Source organism: Mesorhizobium sp. M0563 (assembly GCF_040321065.1).
Taxonomy (GTDB): Bacteria; Pseudomonadota; Alphaproteobacteria; order Rhizobiales; family Rhizobiaceae; genus Mesorhizobium.
Genome location: NZ_JAMYQV010000012.1, coordinates 125,170 through 142,485 on the forward strand (window position 1 = coordinate 125,170; position 17,316 = coordinate 142,485).

Below are 17,316 nucleotides of genomic sequence, written 5' to 3' on the forward strand. Positions count from 1 at the left end.
GTTCAGGCCTTGCCAAATCCACCAGGCGTCGGCGTCGTCACGATGACTGCCTCGCCGGCGTCGAGGATGGTCTGATCGCAGGCCTTCAGGACCTCGACGCGGCCATCCTTGCGGCGGATCTTGGTCGAGCCAACCTCGCCATCGCCGCCGCCGTCCAGGCCTTGCGGCGGGCGGTTGCGATGCGAGGACAGGATCGCGCATTCCATTTTTTCGAGGAAGCGGATGGTGCGCTTGGTGCCGTCGCCGGCATTCCATTTGCCTTTGCCGCCGGAACCTTCGCGGATATGGAAATCTTCGAGCAATACCGGGAAACGCAGTTCCAGCACTTCCGGATCGGTCAGGCGCGAATTGGTCATATGGGTGTGGACGCCGGAGGTGCCGGCAAAACCGCGGCCGTCGTTCATCCGGCCGGCCGGCGAGCCCGAGCAGATCGTCTCGTAATACTGGTACTGCTTGTTGCCGAAGGTGAGATTGTTCATCGTGCCCTGCGCGTTGGCCATCGCCCCCATCGCCCCGAACAGCGCGTTGGTGACGTGCTGCGAGGTCTCGACATTACCGGCGACGACTGCCGCGGGATAGGCGGGTTTCAGCATCGAGCCGTCGGGGATGATGATATTGATCGGCCGCAGGCACCCGGCATTCATCGGGATGTTGTCTTCGACCATGACGCGGAAGGCATAAAGCACCGCGGCACGGGCGACCGGCTCCGGCGCATTGAAATTGTTCTTCATAACCGGCGACGTGCCGGTGAAGTCGACGGTCGCTTCGCGCTTTTGCCGGTCGATCGATATCTTCACCTTGATCATTTGGCCGGTGTCGGTCGGATATTCGTATTCGGAACTGTCGGGCAGCCGTTCCAGAACACGGCGCACGCTTTCGGCGGCATTGTCCTGGACATGGCCCATATAGGCTTCGACCACAGCGAGGCCGAAATGCGCGACCATCTTGCGCAGCTCGGCGACGCCCTTCTCGTTCGCGGCGATCTGCGCCTTGAGGTCGGCGATGTTCTGGTGCGGATTGCGTGCCGGGTAGGGATGGTCGGTGAGCAGCGTCTCCACGTCCTTTTCGCGGAACCGGCCACGATCGACAATGCGGAAATTGTCGAACAGCACGCCTTCCTCGTCGACGGTTGTGGCAAGCGGCGTCATCGAGCCGGGCGCGGTGCCGCCGATATCGGCATGGTGGCCACGCGAGGCGACGTAGAAGAGGATCTCCTCCCCCCTCGAGGGGGAGGTGGCGGCGAAGCCGCCGGAGGGGGTCGTTGCGGCAGTGCTCGACGCACTTGTGGTGCGTTCTGAGAGGACCCCCCCCGGCCGCTTCGCGGCCACCCTCCCCTCGAGGTGGAGGGAAAACACCGGTGTCACCACGGTGATATCAGGCAGATGCGTGCCGCCATTGTAAGGGGCGTTCAGGGCAAAGACGTCGCCGGGGTGAATGTCGCCGGAATTGAGCCGGATGATGGTCTCCACCGAGCGGTCCATCGAGCCGAGATGCACCGGCATATGCGGCGCGTTGGCGACCAGCGCGCCATTCCGGTCGAAAACGGCACAGGAGAAGTCGAGCCGCTCCTTGATATTGACCGAATAGGCGGTGTTCTGCAGCGTTACGCCCATCTGCTCGGCGATCGACATGAACAGATTGTTGAAGACCTCCAGCATCACCGGATCGGCTTCGGTGCCGAGTGCGGCCTGCCGGTGCTTCTTCTCGATGCGGCGCATCAGTACATGGTCCTTGGCGGTGATCTCGGCCTGCCAGCCGAGCTCGACGACGATGGTCTGGTTCGGCTCGATGATCAAAGCGGGGCCGGCGATCTTGTTACCGGGCTTCAGCGTTTCGCGAGGGAAGATGCCGGCGTCGCGCCAGATGCCGTCGACGAAAATTTTCCGTGTCCCGGAAGGACTTGCGGCCTTGTGTTCAAGAACTGAATCGCTTTCGTCGCGGCCGGTGCTGCCGGTATCGGTACCTTCGACGCCGACCGATTCGACGATCATCGGCTTGTCGTCATAGACGAAGCCGAACTGCGCCTTGTGCGCCAGTTCGAAGTCCGCCTTGGCCTGCGCAATCGAGCCGTGCCCAAAGTTCACAGGCAGCGCGGTATCGGTGCCGTCATAGCGGATCTGCAGCACCGGCTTCGAGGCGACCGCGTCTTCGGTGATGCCTTGCGCGGCGAGTTCGTCGATGACGGCTTTGCGCAGCGTTGCGATGAGCTCGTTGATCGCCGGCCCGGAATCGTCCGCCAGCGGCTTCAGCAGCGCCTGCTGGCGTGACGCAAACACCGAGGACAGGCCGATGCCGTATGCCGAGAGCAGGCCGGAAAAGGGATGGATCAGCACAGCCTCCATGCCGAGCGCATCGGCGACGAGGCAAGCGTGCTGGCCGCCGGCGCCGCCGAAACAATTCAGCAGGTATTCGGTGACGTCGTAGCCGCGCTGCACCGAAATCTTCTTGATGGCATTGGCCATGTTTTCGACGGCGATGGTGACGAACCCTTCGGCAACGGCTTCCGGCGAGCGGCCGTCGCCGATTTCGGCGGCAAGTGCGGTGAACGTCTCGCGAACTGTCCGCACGTCGAGCGGTTCGTCCTGGCCCGGCCCAAAAATGGCCGGAAAGAAGTCGGGCTGCAGCTTTCCCAGCATGACATTGGCGTCGGTGACCGCAAGCGGACCGCCGCGCCGGTAGGCGGCCGGGCCGGGATTGGCGCCGGCCGAATCCGGCCCGGCGCGAAAGCGGCCGGCCTCATAGTGCAGGATCGAGCCGCCGCCGGCGGCGACGGTGTGGATGCGCATCATCGGCGCGCGGATGCGCACGCCGGCGACCTCGGTGTCGAAGGCGCGCTCGTAGTCGCCATCATAGTGGGCGACATCGGTGGAGGTGCCGCCCATGTCGAAGCCGATGACTTTGCCGAAACCGGCGAGTTTTGCCGTCTCGACCATGCCGACGACGCCGCCGGCCGGGCCGGACAACAGCGCATCCTTGCCCTGGAACATGTCGGCGGCGGTGAGGCCGCCCGACGACATCATGAACATAAGGCGGGGGGATTGGCCAATCTCCCCCGTTGTGGGGGAGATGCCCGGCAGGGCAGAGGGGGGCGTGACAGACTGAGATGTTGGCGGGACAGCGCCCCCCTCTGTCGGCTTCGCCGACATCTCCCCCACAAGGGGGGAGATTGGCGCGGCACCCAGTTCCGCCGCAACGCTTTGCACATACCTTGCCAGGATCGGCGACAGATACGCGTCGACCACCGTGGTGTCGCCGCGGCCGACCAGCTTGATCAGCGGCGAGACCTCGTGGCTGACCGAGACCTGCGAGAATCCGAGTTTTCGACAGACTTTGGCGACCGCCTTTTCGTGATCGGGATGTTTCCAGGCATGCATGAAGACGACCGCGACCGCATCGATACCGTCAGCCTTGGCCTGTTCGATGGCAGGACGCACGGAGGCGATGTCGAGCAGGCGTTCGACACGACCGTCGGCGCGCACGCGTTCGTCTATCTCGATGACGTGCTCGTAGAGCTGTTCGGGAAGGATGATCTGCTTGGCAAAGATATCGGGCCTGGCCTGATAGGCAATCCTCAGCGCATCGCGGAAGCCCTTGGTGATGAGCAGCAGCACGCGGTCGCCCTTGCGCTCGAGAAGCGCATTGGTGGCGACCGTGGTGCCCATTTTGACGTCGCCGATCAGAGCGGAGGGGATTGGGGCGCCGGGCTGGACGCCGAGCAGTTCGCGAATGCCCTGGACGGCAGCGTCGGCATAGGCTTCGGGATTTTCCGAAAGGAGTTTCCTGGGATGCAGCCCGCCTTCCGGGTCCCGGCCGATGATGTCGGTGAAGGTACCGCCGCGGTCGATCCAGAAATCCCATCTTGCGGTCATGGCAGCGCCTCCGGCATTTTCACTTTACGCATCCTGTTAGTGCTCAACGCTTTGTACGGCCAAGCGCTTGATGTTACACGCGGAAACGCAACGTTACGAAACTCATCATGACCTGATGCATTGTGTTCTCGATCGTCGCCGGTAACGGTGGCGTGATTAGAGGAGAGATATCATGAAGAAACTCATTCTTGCGTCGGTCTCGGCGCTTGCCTTGCTTGGCGTTGCAGCCTGCAGCGATAGCGGCACCGACAACACTACGACGCAGAGCACTAACCCGCCGGCATCCGACCAGACGATGAAGCCGGCTGCTCCTGACGCTAACAAACCGGCCGAGCCGGCCCCGGCCCCCGCTCCTGCGCCGGCTGCCCCTGCGCAGTAATTGATGTGACAACCAAGAGAGGCCGGCCTCACACGCCGGCCTTTCTGCTGCTTACGATACCCGCGCCTTGCGGCCGAGTGCGCCGACGCTGGCGCCGAAACGACGACCCAAGGCGCCAATCGCTAGGCTCGCCGTTTGCGCGCCGAGGCTGCCGTCTGCGGATTTTCCATGGGTGAGCGCTAGCGCCAGCCGCCTCAGGCATTCCGCCAAATCGATTGGGCCAGCCCCTGCGGCACTGTCTTGGCTTGATAGCGATGGGCGGTTGGCCCTATGAAACCCTCATGTCGATTTGGGACCGCCTCGGCGACTTCGTCACACGCGTTTCATCTTCAGCGTCGTCAGGCGTCGCCGAAGTGGTCGAAGCCGTGCGCACGGTTTTCTCCGGCGATGCCGATCTGCGCCGGCGCGTCGCCTTCTCGGTGGCGATGATCGCGCTGTCGGCCAAGATGGCCAAGGCAGACGGCATCGTCACCCAAGACGAGGTGCGCGCCTTCCAGGAAATATTCGAGGTGCCGAAGGAACAGAGGCGCAATGTGGCGCGGCTCTACGATTTGGCCAAACGCGACATTGCCGGTTTCGAAACCTATGCCGAGCGGATGGCGCAGCTTTGCGGTTCGGGCCATTCGAATTGCCTGATGCTGGAGGACATACTCGACGGGCTGTTCCACATCGCCAAGGCCGACGGGCTGGTGCATGAGCGCGAGCGCCAATTCCTGCATCGCATCGCCGAGATCTTCCGCATCGATGAGGCGCACTACCAGAGCATCCTGGCGCGGCATGTCGATCTGGGCGCCGCCGATCCTTATGTTGTGCTCGGCATCGAGCGTGGGAAGCCGTTCGAGGAGGTCCGCAGGCGCTACCGCAAGTTGGTCTCCGACAATCATCCGGACCGGCTGATCGCACGCGGCCTGCCGCAGGAATTCATCAAGATCGCGACGACCAGGCTGGCGGCGATCAACGCGGCCTATGAGATGATCGAGCGAGGCCTGCGGCACGCATGAGCGGCTTTCCGCCCGACGAGCCGAGCGCCGAGGTTAGGGTATCGCCGAATTTCGGACCGCGGCGCGGCACGCTTAGACCCGATATGATCGTGCTGCACTACACCGGCATGGCGACCGGCGCCGGCGCCGAGGCATGGTTGTGCGATCCGGCAAGCGAGGTCTCGTCGCACTATCTGGTCCATGAGGACGGCCGCATTGTTCAGATGGTAAGGGAAAGCGATCGCGCCTGGCATGCCGGCAAGAGCTCGTGGTTCGGACAGAGCGACATCAACTCCTGTTCGATCGGCATCGAGATCGTCAATCCGGGGCATACTCTGGGCTATCGCAATTTTCCAAAACCGCAGATCGACGCGGTGATCGGCCTGTGCGTCGGCATTGTCGAGCGCCATTCCATTCTGGCGCAGCGGGTGCTCGCCCATTCCGACGTGGCACCGGGGCGCAAGGTCGATCCGGGCGAGAAATTTCCATGGAAAGTCTTGTTTGCCGCCGGTGTCGGCCATGTTGTGCCGGCAGCACCGATCCGGCGCGGCGCCGTACTGAAGCCAGATGATACCGGCGCCGAGGTCGAGGCGCTGCAGTCGATGCTGTCGCTCTATGGTTATGGCGTCGAGATCACCGGCGCTTTCGACCGGCAGACCGAAATCGTGGTCGAGGCATTTCAGCGGCATTTCCGGCAGCGCCTGGTCGATGGCATGGCTGACGGATCGACGATCCGCACGCTGGAAAGGCTGCTCGCTTCCGCAAGGATAGCCTCTCTCAAATAATCTTTTCCCAGATTAAAAGTTACAATCTGTTACCTAAAGTGACTTGCGCCGCCTTCTTTGGCGCCAATTCCGTCGTCAAAGGCGATCCGTACAGATTGTCGGATCTCTATCCCCAGATGTTCCGATGTTGATTGAGGGTATCTGCGCGAAGTTCTTTGTGCAGATCAAACAGAACAGGATCACATGCAGAAATTGACCGCTTTAACGGCAGCCATTGCTGCCGGCGTAATGACTTTTGCCTTCAGCGCGGCGAACAGCGCGCCGCTGAGCCAGCGGGCCGATCAAGGCTTCAGTGCCGCAGCCGGCAAAACCGCCATGCCGAAAGCCACCCGTGGTACAAAAATAGAGAAGACCACCACCGCAAAAGTGGAAAAAGCGGCCGCGGTAAGGACGAAAAAGCCAGTCTCCGCGAAAAGGCCAACCGCTGCGAGAAAGACAATCGCCAAACAGCATGTGAAGCGTAACCGCAAACGTATCGACCACATGGCAACGGCGTCAGTCGCTCCGAAGAGCAGGCCAGCGCCCCAGGCGGCGGTTGTCGGCGGCAGCGGACAGTATTCGGCGATCATTGCGCGATATGCCGCCAGCTACGGCGTGCCGGTATCGCTCGCCAATGCCGTCATCAAGATCGAGAGCAACTACCAGCCGAACCAGGTCGGCAGCGCCGGCGAGATCGGCCTGATGCAGATCAAGCCGGCGACGGCAAGAATGATGGGCTATAGCGGTTCGGTTCAGGGTCTCTACGATCCCGATACCAACATCAAATACGGCATGAAGTACCTTGCCATGGCGCAAGATCTCGGCGGCGGCACGACCTGCGGCACGATCCTGAAATACAATGCCGGCCACGGCGCCACACGGATGAACCCGGTGTCCGCAGCCTATTGCGGCAAGGTCAAGGTGCAACTGGCAGCACTTGGAGCGCCCGCCTGACAAGCGATAACTTGCTTTTTCGTTTGCGTTTTTGGGCCTGAACCCCTTTATACGCCTTGCCAGCTGGCCGGGCGGCCGCACCCGCGAAGCCGAAAGGCTGCGGGTGAGGAAAGTCCGGGCTCCATGGAGACACGGTGCCGGTTAATGGCCGGCGGGGGCGACCCCAGGGAAAGTGCCACAGAAAGCAAACCGCCACGATCTAATCGTGGCAAGGGTGAAAGGGTGGGGTAAGAGCCCACCGCGCGACTGGCAACAGGAGCGGCACGGTAAACCCCACCGGGAGCAAGACCGAATAGGGGCGGTGCGAGGGGAAACCCTCGAGGGCTGTTTCCGGCTCACCGTCCGGGTAGGTTGCGTGAGGCGCATGGCAACATGCGCCCAAGATGAATGGCCGCCACGTTCTCGCCCCGTAAGGGGCGAGGGCCATACAGAACCCGGCTTACAGGCCAGCTGGCAGTTTCCCCGATAAAAGGAAATCTCCTGATATCAGCAGGTTACGTCTTCGGGCGCAGCCGTTGATTCACTTTTCGACCCGCAATCGAGCGCGACATTCCTTGAAAATGGTGCGATTAAATCGTACCAGTTGATGACGATATTCAGGAGCGCGTCATGGGACAGGTCGATAAACGCAGCATCACGCTGTCGCCGGAGTTGGCCGCGGCAGTCGACGACGTGGTCGCCGCCGGCGAATATGCCTCGGCGAGCGAGGTGATCCGCGACGCACTGAGACAATGGAAGGACAGGCGCGACCTGCTCGGCTACACGGTCGAGGAATTGCGCAAGATGGCGCAGGAGGGGATCGACAGCGGACCGGCGCTGGACGGGCCGCCAATCATGGAACGGCTGCGCGCCAAATATCTAAAAATGGCCGAGGCCAAAGACCTTGAGGAGTGAAATATCGCCTGCTTCCTCAGGCATTGATCGACCTCGAAGCCATCGTCGACTACATTGCCGAACAGAATCCAAATGCGGCGGTTCGCCTCGTGGATCTCTTGCAAAGGCGGTGGATTTGCTGACCCTGCATCCCTTCTCAGGTGCACCGCGCGAAGACATTGCGCCCGGCATCCGTCACCTGATCGGCGAATACCTCACTTTGTATCGTGTCCGCGAAGAGGCGATCGAAATCGTTCGCGTTCTCCACGGCCGGCGCAAGATCGACGCCGGCGATCTGAATTCGTAGTCGCGCTGCTCAGGTGCCGATGCGGTCTAGCGACGCCTCGATCGCCTGCCAAAGCTCTTCCACCGGCTCGCAGCCGATCGACAAGCGAACGAAGCCGGGCGGAACGGCATCTCCCCTTTTTGATCGCCGTTCGGCCGAAGTGTGTACGCCGCCGAACGATGTCGCTGCCTGCATCAACGCGCAGTTGTTGATGAAATCCTCGGCCTTGTCCTCCGAGGCGAGCACGAACGAGATGAGAAATCCGAAGCGCTCCATCTGGGCGCGGGCAAGATTGTGTGATGGGTCGCTCTCCAGTCCCGGAAAGCGCAAGCCGCTGATTGCGCGATGGTCTTTCAGCCGTCGCGCTATCATTTCGGCGGAAGCGCACATGCGGTCGAAGCGCACGTCCAGCGTTTCGAGGCCGCGATGTACCAGCCATGCCTCGAATGGCCCGGGGATGGCGCCCGACGTCTCGCGCCAGTCGGTCACCCTCGAGATAATATCTGCGTTGCGGCTGGCGACATGGCCGAACAGCACATCGGAATGGCCGTTCGGCGCCTTGGTGTCGGCAGCAATGACGATATCGGCGCCGAGATCGAGCGGGCGCTGGCCGAAAGGCGTCATCGTCGTGTTGTCGACCACAAGCATCGCACCCGCTTTGTGCACGGCTTCGGCGACGGCTGCGATGTCGCATATGTCCAGTCCTGGATTGGCGGGCGTTTCGACGAAGGCAAGCCGGTATCCGTCAAAGCCGCCGTCGAGGAAGCTCGATGTCGGCCGGACATCGTACGCGACGCCGAAGGACTTCAGGAAACGGTCTGCCAGCGCTCTCGTCGTATGGTAGCCGTCGGACGGCAGCAGGATACGGTCGCCGGCTTTGAGCAGGCCGAAAAACACCGCCGAGATGGCAGCCATTCCCGAGGGAAAGGCGACGCATGGGGCGTCTTCCAGATGCGCCAGCATGTGCTCGACTGCATCCCAGGTCGGATTGCTGAAGCGGCCATATTGATCGTAGCCGGTGGCGTCACCCGGCGCGTGGAAAATGGCGGCCATGGTCAAGGGCAAGGGAATTGGGTCGCCCTTGGCCAGCCCGGCGCGACGCAGATGAGGAAGTGCCGCGGCGCGCGACTTGGCTGTTTCAGACATGGCTTCAAACCTCGTTACTGACCGGAAAAGGAGATGCCGAGGCTATGCGCGGCAACGATCCGCAGCAAGCCGCGTCCGGTTGGACCACACGGCTCTAAACCCTTCGTTAGGCTTAATGGAGGATAAAGACCGGAGTGCCGTCAAAGCTGCTCTCCCCAGTCGTGGCAGGCGCGTTTTGAAGACTGTTCCCGTTGACGCCCATAACACCCCATGATATCCCATTCCGATACTCAAGCCTTCGTTCCGTGTCAGGGTGAAGCGTACGCCAATCGGGCAGCCGCGGCGGCTGCGCGTTTGCCTGCGTTCGCCCGTCATAATGAAGTGGGTTTTGGACGGCGACCGGGCCGGGGCGGCGCGGACAGGAAGATGCAGAGGGGTGCGGCGGCGCAAGCGGCCGTAAGGCGTAATGGACCGGTTTCTGTCGAACGCGGTGAACAGGATCGATGCGAAGGGACGGGTGTCCGTGCCGGCGCATTTCCGTGCCGTTGTGCAGAAACGCGGCTATTCGGAACTTTATGCGCTACGCTGCCTGGATCGCCCGGCGATGGATGTCGGTGGGCTCGACCTGCTCGATCGCTACGAGCAGCGCATCGCGCAGGAAGACCCGTTCCTGCAGGCGGCGGACGACATGTCGTTCTTCTGCCATGGCGATGGAACGTTTCTGAAGCTCGACCAGGACGGCCGTATCACGATGAGCGATTTCATTCGCGAGCATACCGGCATTTCAGCGGAAGTGGCCTTCGTTGGCCGCGGCAATTTCTTTCAGATCTGGGAGCCGGGACGGCTCAGCGCCTATGGGACGGAAGCTCGCGCCCGGCTTTTGCAGCTTCGGCAGGGGACGAAGCCCGGGGAGCGGCCGGAATGATGGCGGGCGACGGCGATGAAGTTCATGCCGTTGGCGGACCAGCCCGTCACATTCCGGTCCTCCTTGCCGAAGTTCTGGAGGCGCTGGCGCCGACAAAAGGCGAGGTGCTCGTCGACGGCACGTTCGGTGCTGGCGGCTACACGAAGGCCATTCTGGCAAGCGGAGCCTCGGTCGTCGCCATCGACCGCGATCCGGATGCGATCGCGGCGGGGCGGACCCTTGAACAGCAGTCCGGCGGCAGGCTCAGGCTTGTCCAGGCACCGTTCTCAACGCTCGACGAGCAGGTTGAAAGTGCCGATGGCGTCGTGCTCGACATCGGCATCTCCTCCATGCAGATCGACCAGCCGGAGCGCGGCTTTTCATTCCGCGCCGATGGACCGCTCGACATGCGCATGGCGCAGGCGGGCCTGAGCGCCGCCGACGTCGTCAACACTTTCAAGGTGGGCGATCTTGCCCGCATCTTCGGTTTTCTCGGCGAAGAACGCCATGCTGGGCGCATCGCCCGTATGATCGAGAGCCGTCGCGAAAAACGCCCCTTTGAGCGCACGCTCGACCTTGCCGATGCCATCGAGACGCATATCGGCCGCGCGCCGAAAGACAAGATCCATCCAGCCACCCGGGTTTTCCAGGCGCTGCGCATCTTCGTCAACGACGAGCTCGGCGAGCTGGCAAAGGCGCTGTTTGCCGCCGAGCGCGTGCTGAAACCGGGCGGGCGGCTTGCCGTGGTGACCTTCCATTCGTTGGAGGACCGCATGGTCAAGCGCTTTATCGCCGACAGAGCTGATTCAGCGACCGGATCGCGGCACCTGCCCGAGGCGCAGGCGCGCACCGCCACCTTCACCAAGAAGGGCAGCGGCGTGACGCCTGGCGATGCCGAGATTTCGGCCAATCCGCGGGCGCGCTCGGCAAGGCTGCGCGCTGCGATCCGTACAGAGGCGCCGGCGCGCGCTGGTGATTTTTCGATTTTCGGCCTGCCAAAACTGCCTGGCCCAAAGCTTCCCGGTGCCGATCGACCGGGAGAGAGGTGAACACGTGTTTCGTACCAGCGACATAGTCCTGATCGCCGTCATGGTTTCGGCGGCTGCCTTGACCTACAAGACCAAGCGCGAGGCCGAGGAGCAACTGGCGGCAGTGCACAAGATCCAGGCGCAGATCCGTTATGAAGAGGACACGATCGACCTGCTCAAGGCGGACTGGAGCCTGCTTACCCAGCCGTCGCGCCTGCAGAAGCTCACCGAAATCTACAAATCGCAACTCGGACTCGAGCCGGTCAATGCGCGCCAGATCGTCGGGCTGGACGATCTGCCGGCCAAACCCGTCAACATCGAGGACCTTTCATCGCAGCGGCTGGGCGGCATGGCTGATATTGGCGGCAAGGATCCGGTGGTGACCGGAGGCATCGTCCAATGATCACCGGATTTCCAATGGCCGCCAGATTTCCACAGGTTGGCAGGCTGCTGAAGCGCGGTTCGAAGCCCGGCGCGGGCGGATCGATCGTGGTCGAAGGTGCCCGCAAGGCAACCGGTGGCAAGGGCAGGACCCGCATTGTCATGACGATGGCGGTGTTCTTCGGTATCTATTCGACCATTGCCGGGCGGCTGGTCTATCTGGGTTTCCAGAACCCCGACCTGTCGGGCGGGCCGCAGAGCCGGGTGACGGCATCGCGGCCCGACATCGTCGACCGTAACGGCGAAGTGCTGGCGACCGACATCAAGACGGCGTCGCTGTTTGCCGAACCGCGCCGCATCGTCGATGCCGACGAGGCGATCGAAAAGCTGTCGACGGTGCTTCCCGAGATCGACTACGAGCAGACATACAACAAGCTGAAGAGCGGCGCCGGCTTCGTCTGGCTGCAGCGGCAACTGACGCCGAAGCAGCAGGCCGATATCATGCAGCTCGGCATCCCCGGCTTCGGCTTCCGCACCGAAAAGCGCCGGTTCTATCCGGCCGGCGAAACCTCGTCCTACATTGTCGGCCTCACCAACATCGACAATCAGGGCATCTCCGGCATGGAGAAATACATCGACGAACAGGGCTTGAGCGATCTTCAGGCGTCGGGCCTGGCGGTGGCCAAGGATTTGAAGCCGGTCCAGCTCTCGATCGATCTGCGCGTCCAGCATATCGTACGTGACGAGGTCGCCACCGGCATGGAAAAGTACCATGCGATCGCGGCGGGTGCCGTCGTGCTCAACGTCAAGACCGGTGAGGTGCTGGCGATGGCGTCGGTTCCAGATTTCGATCCGAACAACCCCTATAACGCGCAGGACAAGGACCGGCTCAACCGTATGTCCGCCGGCCTGTACGAAATGGGGTCGACCTTCAAGAGCTTCACCACCGCCATGGCGCTCGATTCCGGCAAGATAACGCTGCAAAGCCGCTTCGACGCATCGCGCCCGATCAGGATCGGCCATCAGACCATCCATGATTTCCATGGCAAGGGCCGGGTGCTGTCGGTGCCGGAAGTGTTCATCTACTCATCCAATATCGGCTCTGCCAAGGAAGCCGAAGCGGTTGGCATTGACGGACACCGCGAATTCCTGCATCGCCTGGGAATCCTCGAGAAGATGCAGACCGAACTGCCGGAAGTCGCCCGGCCGACCGAGCCCAAGGTCTGGAAGCAGGTCAATTCGATTACCATCGCCTTCGGCCACGGCGTGTCGACGACCCCGCTGCAGACGGCGGTCGGCTGCGCCGCGCTGATGAATGGCGGCTATCTGATGGACCCGACCTTCCTGCCGCGCACCCAGGAGCAGGCGATGGCGGTGGCCAAGAAAGTGGTCAGCGACAAGACCGTCGAGGGCATGCGCTATCTCTATGCCCTCAATGCCGAAAAGGGATCCGGCCGCAATGCCCGGGTGCCAGGATACCGGGTGGGCGGCAAGACGGGAACGGCGGAGAAGGTCGTCAACGGCCGCTACTCGAAGGAAAAGAATTTCAACGCTTTCGTTGCGGCTTTCCCAATGGACGATCCGCAATACATAGTGCTTACGATCGCCGACGAACCGAAGCCGGAAAAGCCCGGCATGGGTGCCACGGCTGCCTCGAATGCGGGCATCATGGCTGCAAACATCATCCGACGTGCGGCTTCCATGCTTGGCGTGAAGCCAGATTTCAGCCATGAAAATGGTGCAACGCTGGTTTCCTATCAGTGATTCTTGGGGCGCGCCGGCAACTGCGCGCTATTTTGTTGCGATGAACGGGGTTCGATGAAGCTGAAAAATCTAGCCGGTATCCTGCCTGTCGAGGGGACAGCTTCCTTCGACATGGAGGTTACAGGGATTTCGTCGGACTCCCGCCAGGTAACACCGGGTGTTGTCTTTTTCGCGCTCACCGGCTCCAAGGCGGATGGCGCAGCCTATGCCGCCGATGCCGCGAGCCGCGGCGCTGCCGCGATTGTTGTCGGCAAGGGCAGTGCGGTCGCCGGGCTGCCAGTTCCGGTTCTTGTCGTAGACGATCCGCGCCTTGCGCTGGCGCTGAGTGCTGCCCGTATTTTCGGCAAGCAACCGCAAACCATGGTCGCGGTGACCGGCACCAGCGGCAAGACCTCCGTCGCCGCATTCACCCGACAGATATGGGAGCAGGCGGGTTTGGTCGCCGCTTCGATCGGCACGACCGGCGTGGTGGCGCCGGGCCGCAATGAATATGGCTCGCTGACCACGCCGGATCCGGTGGCACTGCACAGGCTGCTCAAGGAGTTGGCGGAGGCCGGCGTCACCCACGCCTCGATGGAAGCGTCCAGCCATGGCCTCGACCAGCGCCGGCTCGATGGCGTCAGGCTCGCGGCCGGCGGCTTCACCAATCTCGGCCGCGACCATATGGACTATCATCCGACGGTCGAGGACTATCATCGCGCCAAATTGCGTCTGTTCGATGCGCTGCTGCCGAAGGGCGCGCCGGCCGTCATCTTTGCCGACGACCCGTGGTCGGAGCCGACAATCAAGGCGGCGCGGGCAGCGGGACTGAACGTGCTGACGGTCGGCCGCCACGGCGATTTCCTGCGGCTGAAGCGGGTCGAGCACGAGCGCCACCGCCAACGCGCCGAGGTCGAAGTTGACGGCGTTCTCCATGAAGTCGACCTGCCGTTGGCGGGCGACTTCCAGATCGCCAATGCGCTGGTGTCGGCGGGCCTCGCCATTTCGACTGGAACATCTGTTGCCAAGGCGTTGATGGCGCTAGAGAAATTGAAGGGTGCGCCGGGGCGGCTCGACCTCGTTGGGACGGCCGCCAATGGCGCACCGGTCTATGTCGACTACGCGCACAAGCCGGACGCGCTGGAAAACGTGCTGGCTTCGGTGCGTCCCTTTACCACCGGCCGCGTCATCGTCGTATTCGGTTGCGGCGGCGACCGTGACCGGGGCAAGCGGCCGATCATGGGCGAGATCGCCACAAGGCTGGCCGATGTCGTCATCGTCACCGACGACAATCCCCGCTCGGAAGTTCCCGAGACGATCCGCGCCGCGATCCTGGAGGCCGCACCTGGCGCCATCGAGATCGGCGACCGGCGCAAGGCCATCCACGAGGCAGTCGGGATGCTTCACGCTGGCGACACGCTGATCGTGGCCGGCAAGGGCCATGAGGAAGGCCAGACCATCGGCACCGAGACGCTGCATTTTTCCGATCATGAGGAAGTTCGCTCGGCGCTCAGGGAGCAAGCGGCGTGAGCTATCTGTGGACCTCCGAGGCGCTGGTTGCCGCCATGGATGGCCGGCCGCTCGGTCCGATGCCTGAAGGCATCGCCGGCATTTCCATCGACAGCCGCAGCCTGCAGCCGGGAGACGCCTTCTTCGCCATCAAGGGCGAGGTGATGGACGGCCATGATTTCGTCACCGCCGCCATCAAGGCGGGCGCCGGCGTGCTTGTCGTCGCCGAGGGCAAGCTGCCGTCGCTGGGGCGGCTGACGGCACCGATGATCGTCGTGGAGGACGTGCTCGTCGCGCTGGAAAAGCTCGGCGTTGCGGCGCGCGCACGCTCGAAGGCGAGGGTGATTGCCGTGACCGGTTCGGCGGGCAAAACCACCACCAAGGAAGCACTGCGCCACGCTCTGTCCGCGGTCGGTACGGTGCATGCATCGGCTCAGTCGTTCAACAATCACTGGGGCGTGCCGCTGACACTGGCGCGCATGCCGCAGGATTGCGACTATGCCGTCTTCGAGATCGGCATGAACCATCCGGACGAGATCCGGCCCCTCGTCAAAATGGTCCGGCCGCATGTCGCCATCATTACGCTGATCGCGGCCGCTCATCTCGGCTTCTTCCGCAACCTGGACGAGATCGCCAAGGCCAAGGCAGAGGTTTTCGAGGGACTGGAGCCCGGTGGCGCCGCCCTTCTCAACCGCGACGACCAGCGCTGGAAGCTGCTGGAGAAGATGGCGAAAGAAGCGGGCGTCGAGCATGTCTACGGGTTCGGCGAGAATGCACGGGCGACCTTCAAACTGATCAAATGCGAGCTCAATGCCGATCACTCCGTGATAGCCGCCAAGATTGGCGGACACGAGATTGTCGCCAGGATCGGCGCGCCGGGCCGCCATATGGTGCAGAATGTGCTGGCCGTGCTGGGTGCCGCGCATCTGGTCGGCGCCGACGTCACCAGGGTTGCGCAGGCGCTGGCCGATCTTTCGCCCGAACGCGGACGCGGCAAACGCTATGTGTTGCGCCATCCCAAGGGGCCGATCACACTGATCGACGAGAGCTACAACGCCAATCCGGCGTCGATGACCGCTGCAATGGCACTGCTCAACACCACACCGGTGTCGGGCGAGGGCAGGCGCATTGCCGTGCTTGGCGACATGCTCGAGCTCGGCAGCCATTCGGCGAAATTGCATGCCGCGCTTGCCGACCTGATCGTCGGCACCGATACGCGCACGGTTTTCCTCGGCGGCCCGGAAATGCGGGCGCTGGCCGACGTGCTGCCGGGCGAGATCAAGACGGAATACCGCGCCGGCGCGGAAGATCTGAAACCGGTGCTTCTGTCGGAATTGAAGCCCGGCGACGTGGTCATGATCAAATCGTCGAAGGGCATAGGCTTTTCAAAGCTGGTCGAGGCGTTGCTCGGCAAGTTTCCGGCGGAAGCCACAACCAGCAGACAGACCTAGGATCGGTCCGGGGGACGCAAGCGCATGCTAACACTGCTCGTCGAATTTGCGGACAAGATCTCGGTCTTCAACGTCTTCCGCTACATAACTTTCCGCACCGGCGGAGCGCTGATCACAGCGGCGCTGATCGTGTTCATCTTCGGACCGACCATCATCAATTCGCTGAGGCTGCGGCAAGGCAAGGGCCAGCCGATCCGCGCCGACGGGCCGCAGACGCATTTCAAGAAGGCGGGAACGCCGACAATGGGCGGACTGATGATCCTGTCCGGCATCGTCGGTTCGTCGCTGCTGTGGGCGAACCTGTCGAGCATCTACGTCTGGGTGGTGCTGCTGGTGACGCTGGGGTTCGGCTCGATCGGCTTCTACGACGATTATCTCAAGGTGACGAAGCAATCGCATCTCGGCTTTTCCGGCAAGGCGCGGCTCGGGCTCGAATTCGTCATTGCCGGCATCGCCGCCTGGGTGATCATGCATAACGGCCAGGTGCCGTTCTCGTCATCGTTGACATTCCCTTTCGCCAAGGAGTTTCTCGTCAATCTCGGCTGGTTTTTCATCCCGTTCTCGTGCTTCGTCATCGTCGGCGCCGGCAATGCGGTGAACCTGACCGACGGCCTCGACGGGCTGGCGATCGTGCCGATCATGATCGCGGCGGCGTCCTTCGGCGTCATCGCCTATCTCTCCGGCAATGCGGTGTTCGCTGAATATCTGCAGATCCATTTCGTTCCCGGCACCGGTGAGCTTGCCGTGGTCCTCGGAGCGGTGATCGGTGCCGGTCTCGGTTTCCTGTGGTTCAATGCGCCGCCGGCGGCAATCTTCATGGGCGATACCGGCTCGCTGGCGCTGGGTGGGCTGATCGGCACGGTCGCGGTGGCGACCAAGCACGAGATCGTGCTGGTCATCGTCGGCGGCCTGTTCGTCGTCGAGATATTCTCGGTCATCATCCAGGTCGGCTATTTCAAGATGACCGGCAAGCGCGTCTTTCTGATGGCGCCGATCCACCATCATTTCGAAAAGCTCGGCTGGACCGAAAGCCAGGTGGTGATCCGCTTCTGGATTATCGCCGTCATTCTGGCGCTGGTCGGGCTGTCGACCCTGAAGCTCAGATAGGA

General features: G+C 62.6%; 14 protein-coding genes, 1 other RNA gene and 1 pseudogene. 14 read left to right on the plus strand and 2 right to left on the minus strand.

Translation table 11 applies throughout. From position 1 onward, the window contains the following. Positions 1-2: 2 nt before the first annotated feature. Positions 3-3,869 carry a hydantoinase B/oxoprolinase family protein gene (locus NKI50_RS17180; protein ID WP_352717177.1) on the minus strand — a complete coding sequence of 1,289 codons (3,867 nt, stop codon included), beginning with the start codon at positions 3,867-3,869 and terminating at the stop codon, positions 3-5. 172 nt (positions 3,870-4,041) lie between these two features. Between NKI50_RS17180 and NKI50_RS17185 the strand changes: the two genes are divergently transcribed. From NKI50_RS17185 to NKI50_RS17215, 7 genes and pseudogenes are all read left to right on the plus strand, one after another. Beyond that, complete coding sequence (locus NKI50_RS17185) at positions 4,042-4,248, plus strand: hypothetical protein (RefSeq protein WP_023721215.1); 207 nt, start codon at positions 4,042-4,044, stop codon at positions 4,246-4,248. A gap of 281 nt (positions 4,249-4,529) precedes the next feature. Further along, on the plus strand, positions 4,530-5,249 hold the full coding sequence (locus tag NKI50_RS17190) for a J domain-containing protein (RefSeq protein WP_023721214.1): 720 nt from the start codon (positions 4,530-4,532) through the stop codon (positions 5,247-5,249). Next, the gene (locus NKI50_RS17195) at positions 5,246-6,013 is read left to right on the plus strand and encodes an N-acetylmuramoyl-L-alanine amidase (protein WP_352547018.1); all 768 of its coding nucleotides are present in this window, start codon (positions 5,246-5,248) and stop codon (positions 6,011-6,013) included. Before NKI50_RS17190 ends, NKI50_RS17195 begins: the two co-directional genes overlap by 4 nt. A gap of 183 nt (positions 6,014-6,196) precedes the next feature. Further along, a complete protein-coding gene (locus NKI50_RS17200) occupies positions 6,197-6,946 on the plus strand; it encodes a lytic transglycosylase domain-containing protein (RefSeq protein WP_352717179.1) in 750 nt (249 codons plus the stop codon). Positions 6,947-7,005: 59 nt separating this feature from the next. After that, an RNA gene (gene rnpB, locus NKI50_RS17205) (RNase P RNA component class A) lies at positions 7,006-7,404 on the plus strand. Positions 7,405-7,555: 151 nt separating this feature from the next. Continuing rightward, positions 7,556-7,840, plus strand: coding sequence for a type II toxin-antitoxin system ParD family antitoxin (locus tag NKI50_RS17210; protein ID WP_352639786.1), 285 nt, complete (start codon positions 7,556-7,558; stop codon positions 7,838-7,840). Beyond that, a pseudogene (locus NKI50_RS17215) lies at positions 7,837-8,126 on the plus strand (type II toxin-antitoxin system RelE/ParE family toxin). Before NKI50_RS17210 ends, NKI50_RS17215 begins: the two are co-directional and overlap by 4 nt. 9 nt (positions 8,127-8,135) lie before the next feature. Here NKI50_RS17215 and NKI50_RS17220 read toward each other — a convergent pair. Next, on the minus strand, positions 8,136-9,251 hold the full coding sequence (locus NKI50_RS17220; RefSeq protein ID WP_023721210.1) for a cystathionine gamma-lyase: 1,116 nt from the start codon (positions 9,249-9,251) through the stop codon (positions 8,136-8,138). 406 nt (positions 9,252-9,657) lie between these two features. On the opposite strand from NKI50_RS17220, the gene mraZ reads away from it, so the two are divergent. From mraZ to mraY, 7 genes are read left to right on the plus strand one after another with little or no spacing between them, the layout of a single operon-like run. Beyond that, the gene (gene mraZ, locus NKI50_RS17225; RefSeq protein ID WP_352481541.1) at positions 9,658-10,116 is read left to right on the plus strand and encodes a division/cell wall cluster transcriptional repressor MraZ; all 459 of its coding nucleotides are present in this window, start codon (positions 9,658-9,660) and stop codon (positions 10,114-10,116) included. After that, a complete protein-coding gene (gene rsmH / locus NKI50_RS17230) occupies positions 10,113-11,144 on the plus strand; it encodes a 16S rRNA (cytosine(1402)-N(4))-methyltransferase RsmH (RefSeq protein WP_023721208.1) in 1,032 nt (343 codons plus the stop codon). Before mraZ ends, rsmH begins: the two co-directional genes overlap by 4 nt. A gap of 4 nt (positions 11,145-11,148) precedes the next feature. Then, positions 11,149-11,526 (plus strand): cell division protein FtsL, encoded by a 378-nt coding sequence (ftsL, locus tag NKI50_RS17235; protein WP_023676771.1) that lies wholly within the window; start codon positions 11,149-11,151, stop codon positions 11,524-11,526. A gap of 14 nt (positions 11,527-11,540) precedes the next feature. Continuing rightward, the gene (locus NKI50_RS17240; RefSeq protein WP_352481539.1) at positions 11,541-13,268 is read left to right on the plus strand and encodes a peptidoglycan D,D-transpeptidase FtsI family protein; all 1,728 of its coding nucleotides are present in this window, start codon (positions 11,541-11,543) and stop codon (positions 13,266-13,268) included. A gap of 54 nt (positions 13,269-13,322) precedes the next feature. Next, positions 13,323-14,777: a UDP-N-acetylmuramoyl-L-alanyl-D-glutamate--2,6-diaminopimelate ligase gene (locus NKI50_RS17245; protein ID WP_023721206.1), complete on the plus strand. Its 1,455-nt coding sequence runs from the start codon at positions 13,323-13,325 to the stop codon at positions 14,775-14,777. Beyond that, positions 14,774-16,207, plus strand: a complete 1,434-nt coding sequence (locus NKI50_RS17250; RefSeq protein ID WP_023721205.1) for a UDP-N-acetylmuramoylalanyl-D-glutamyl-2,6-diaminopimelate--D-alanyl-D-alanine ligase — start codon at positions 14,774-14,776, stop codon at positions 16,205-16,207. The genes NKI50_RS17245 and NKI50_RS17250 overlap by 4 nt, the downstream gene beginning before the upstream one ends. Before the next feature lie 24 nt (positions 16,208-16,231). Next, the gene (mraY, locus tag NKI50_RS17255) at positions 16,232-17,314 is read left to right on the plus strand and encodes a phospho-N-acetylmuramoyl-pentapeptide-transferase (RefSeq protein WP_023721204.1); all 1,083 of its coding nucleotides are present in this window, start codon (positions 16,232-16,234) and stop codon (positions 17,312-17,314) included. Positions 17,315-17,316 lie beyond the last annotated feature (2 nt).

Excerpts from the sequence above, each read along its gene's own strand:
- NKI50_RS17210 (WP_352639786.1), top strand. The coding sequence starts at position 7,556 with ATGGGACAGGTCGATAAACGCAGCATCACGCTGTCGCCGGAGTTGGCC.
- mraZ (WP_352481541.1), top strand. The coding sequence starts at position 9,658 with ATGGACCGGTTTCTGTCGAACGCGGTGAACAGGATCGATGCGAAGGGA.
- mraY (WP_023721204.1), top strand. The coding sequence starts at position 16,232 with ATGCTAACACTGCTCGTCGAATTTGCGGACAAGATCTCGGTCTTCAAC.
- NKI50_RS17180 (WP_352717177.1), bottom strand. The coding sequence starts at position 3,869 with ATGACCGCAAGATGGGATTTCTGGATCGACCGCGGCGGTACCTTCACC.
- NKI50_RS17200 (WP_352717179.1), top strand. The coding sequence starts at position 6,197 with ATGCAGAAATTGACCGCTTTAACGGCAGCCATTGCTGCCGGCGTAATG.
- NKI50_RS17240 (WP_352481539.1), top strand. The coding sequence starts at position 11,541 with ATGGCCGCCAGATTTCCACAGGTTGGCAGGCTGCTGAAGCGCGGTTCG.
- NKI50_RS17190 (WP_023721214.1), top strand. The coding sequence starts at position 4,530 with ATGTCGATTTGGGACCGCCTCGGCGACTTCGTCACACGCGTTTCATCT.
- NKI50_RS17245 (WP_023721206.1), top strand. The coding sequence starts at position 13,323 with ATGAAGCTGAAAAATCTAGCCGGTATCCTGCCTGTCGAGGGGACAGCT.
- rsmH (WP_023721208.1), top strand. The coding sequence starts at position 10,113 with ATGATGGCGGGCGACGGCGATGAAGTTCATGCCGTTGGCGGACCAGCC.
- NKI50_RS17185 (WP_023721215.1), top strand. The coding sequence starts at position 4,042 with ATGAAGAAACTCATTCTTGCGTCGGTCTCGGCGCTTGCCTTGCTTGGC.
- NKI50_RS17195 (WP_352547018.1), top strand. The coding sequence starts at position 5,246 with ATGAGCGGCTTTCCGCCCGACGAGCCGAGCGCCGAGGTTAGGGTATCG.
- NKI50_RS17220 (WP_023721210.1), bottom strand. The coding sequence starts at position 9,251 with ATGTCTGAAACAGCCAAGTCGCGCGCCGCGGCACTTCCTCATCTGCGT.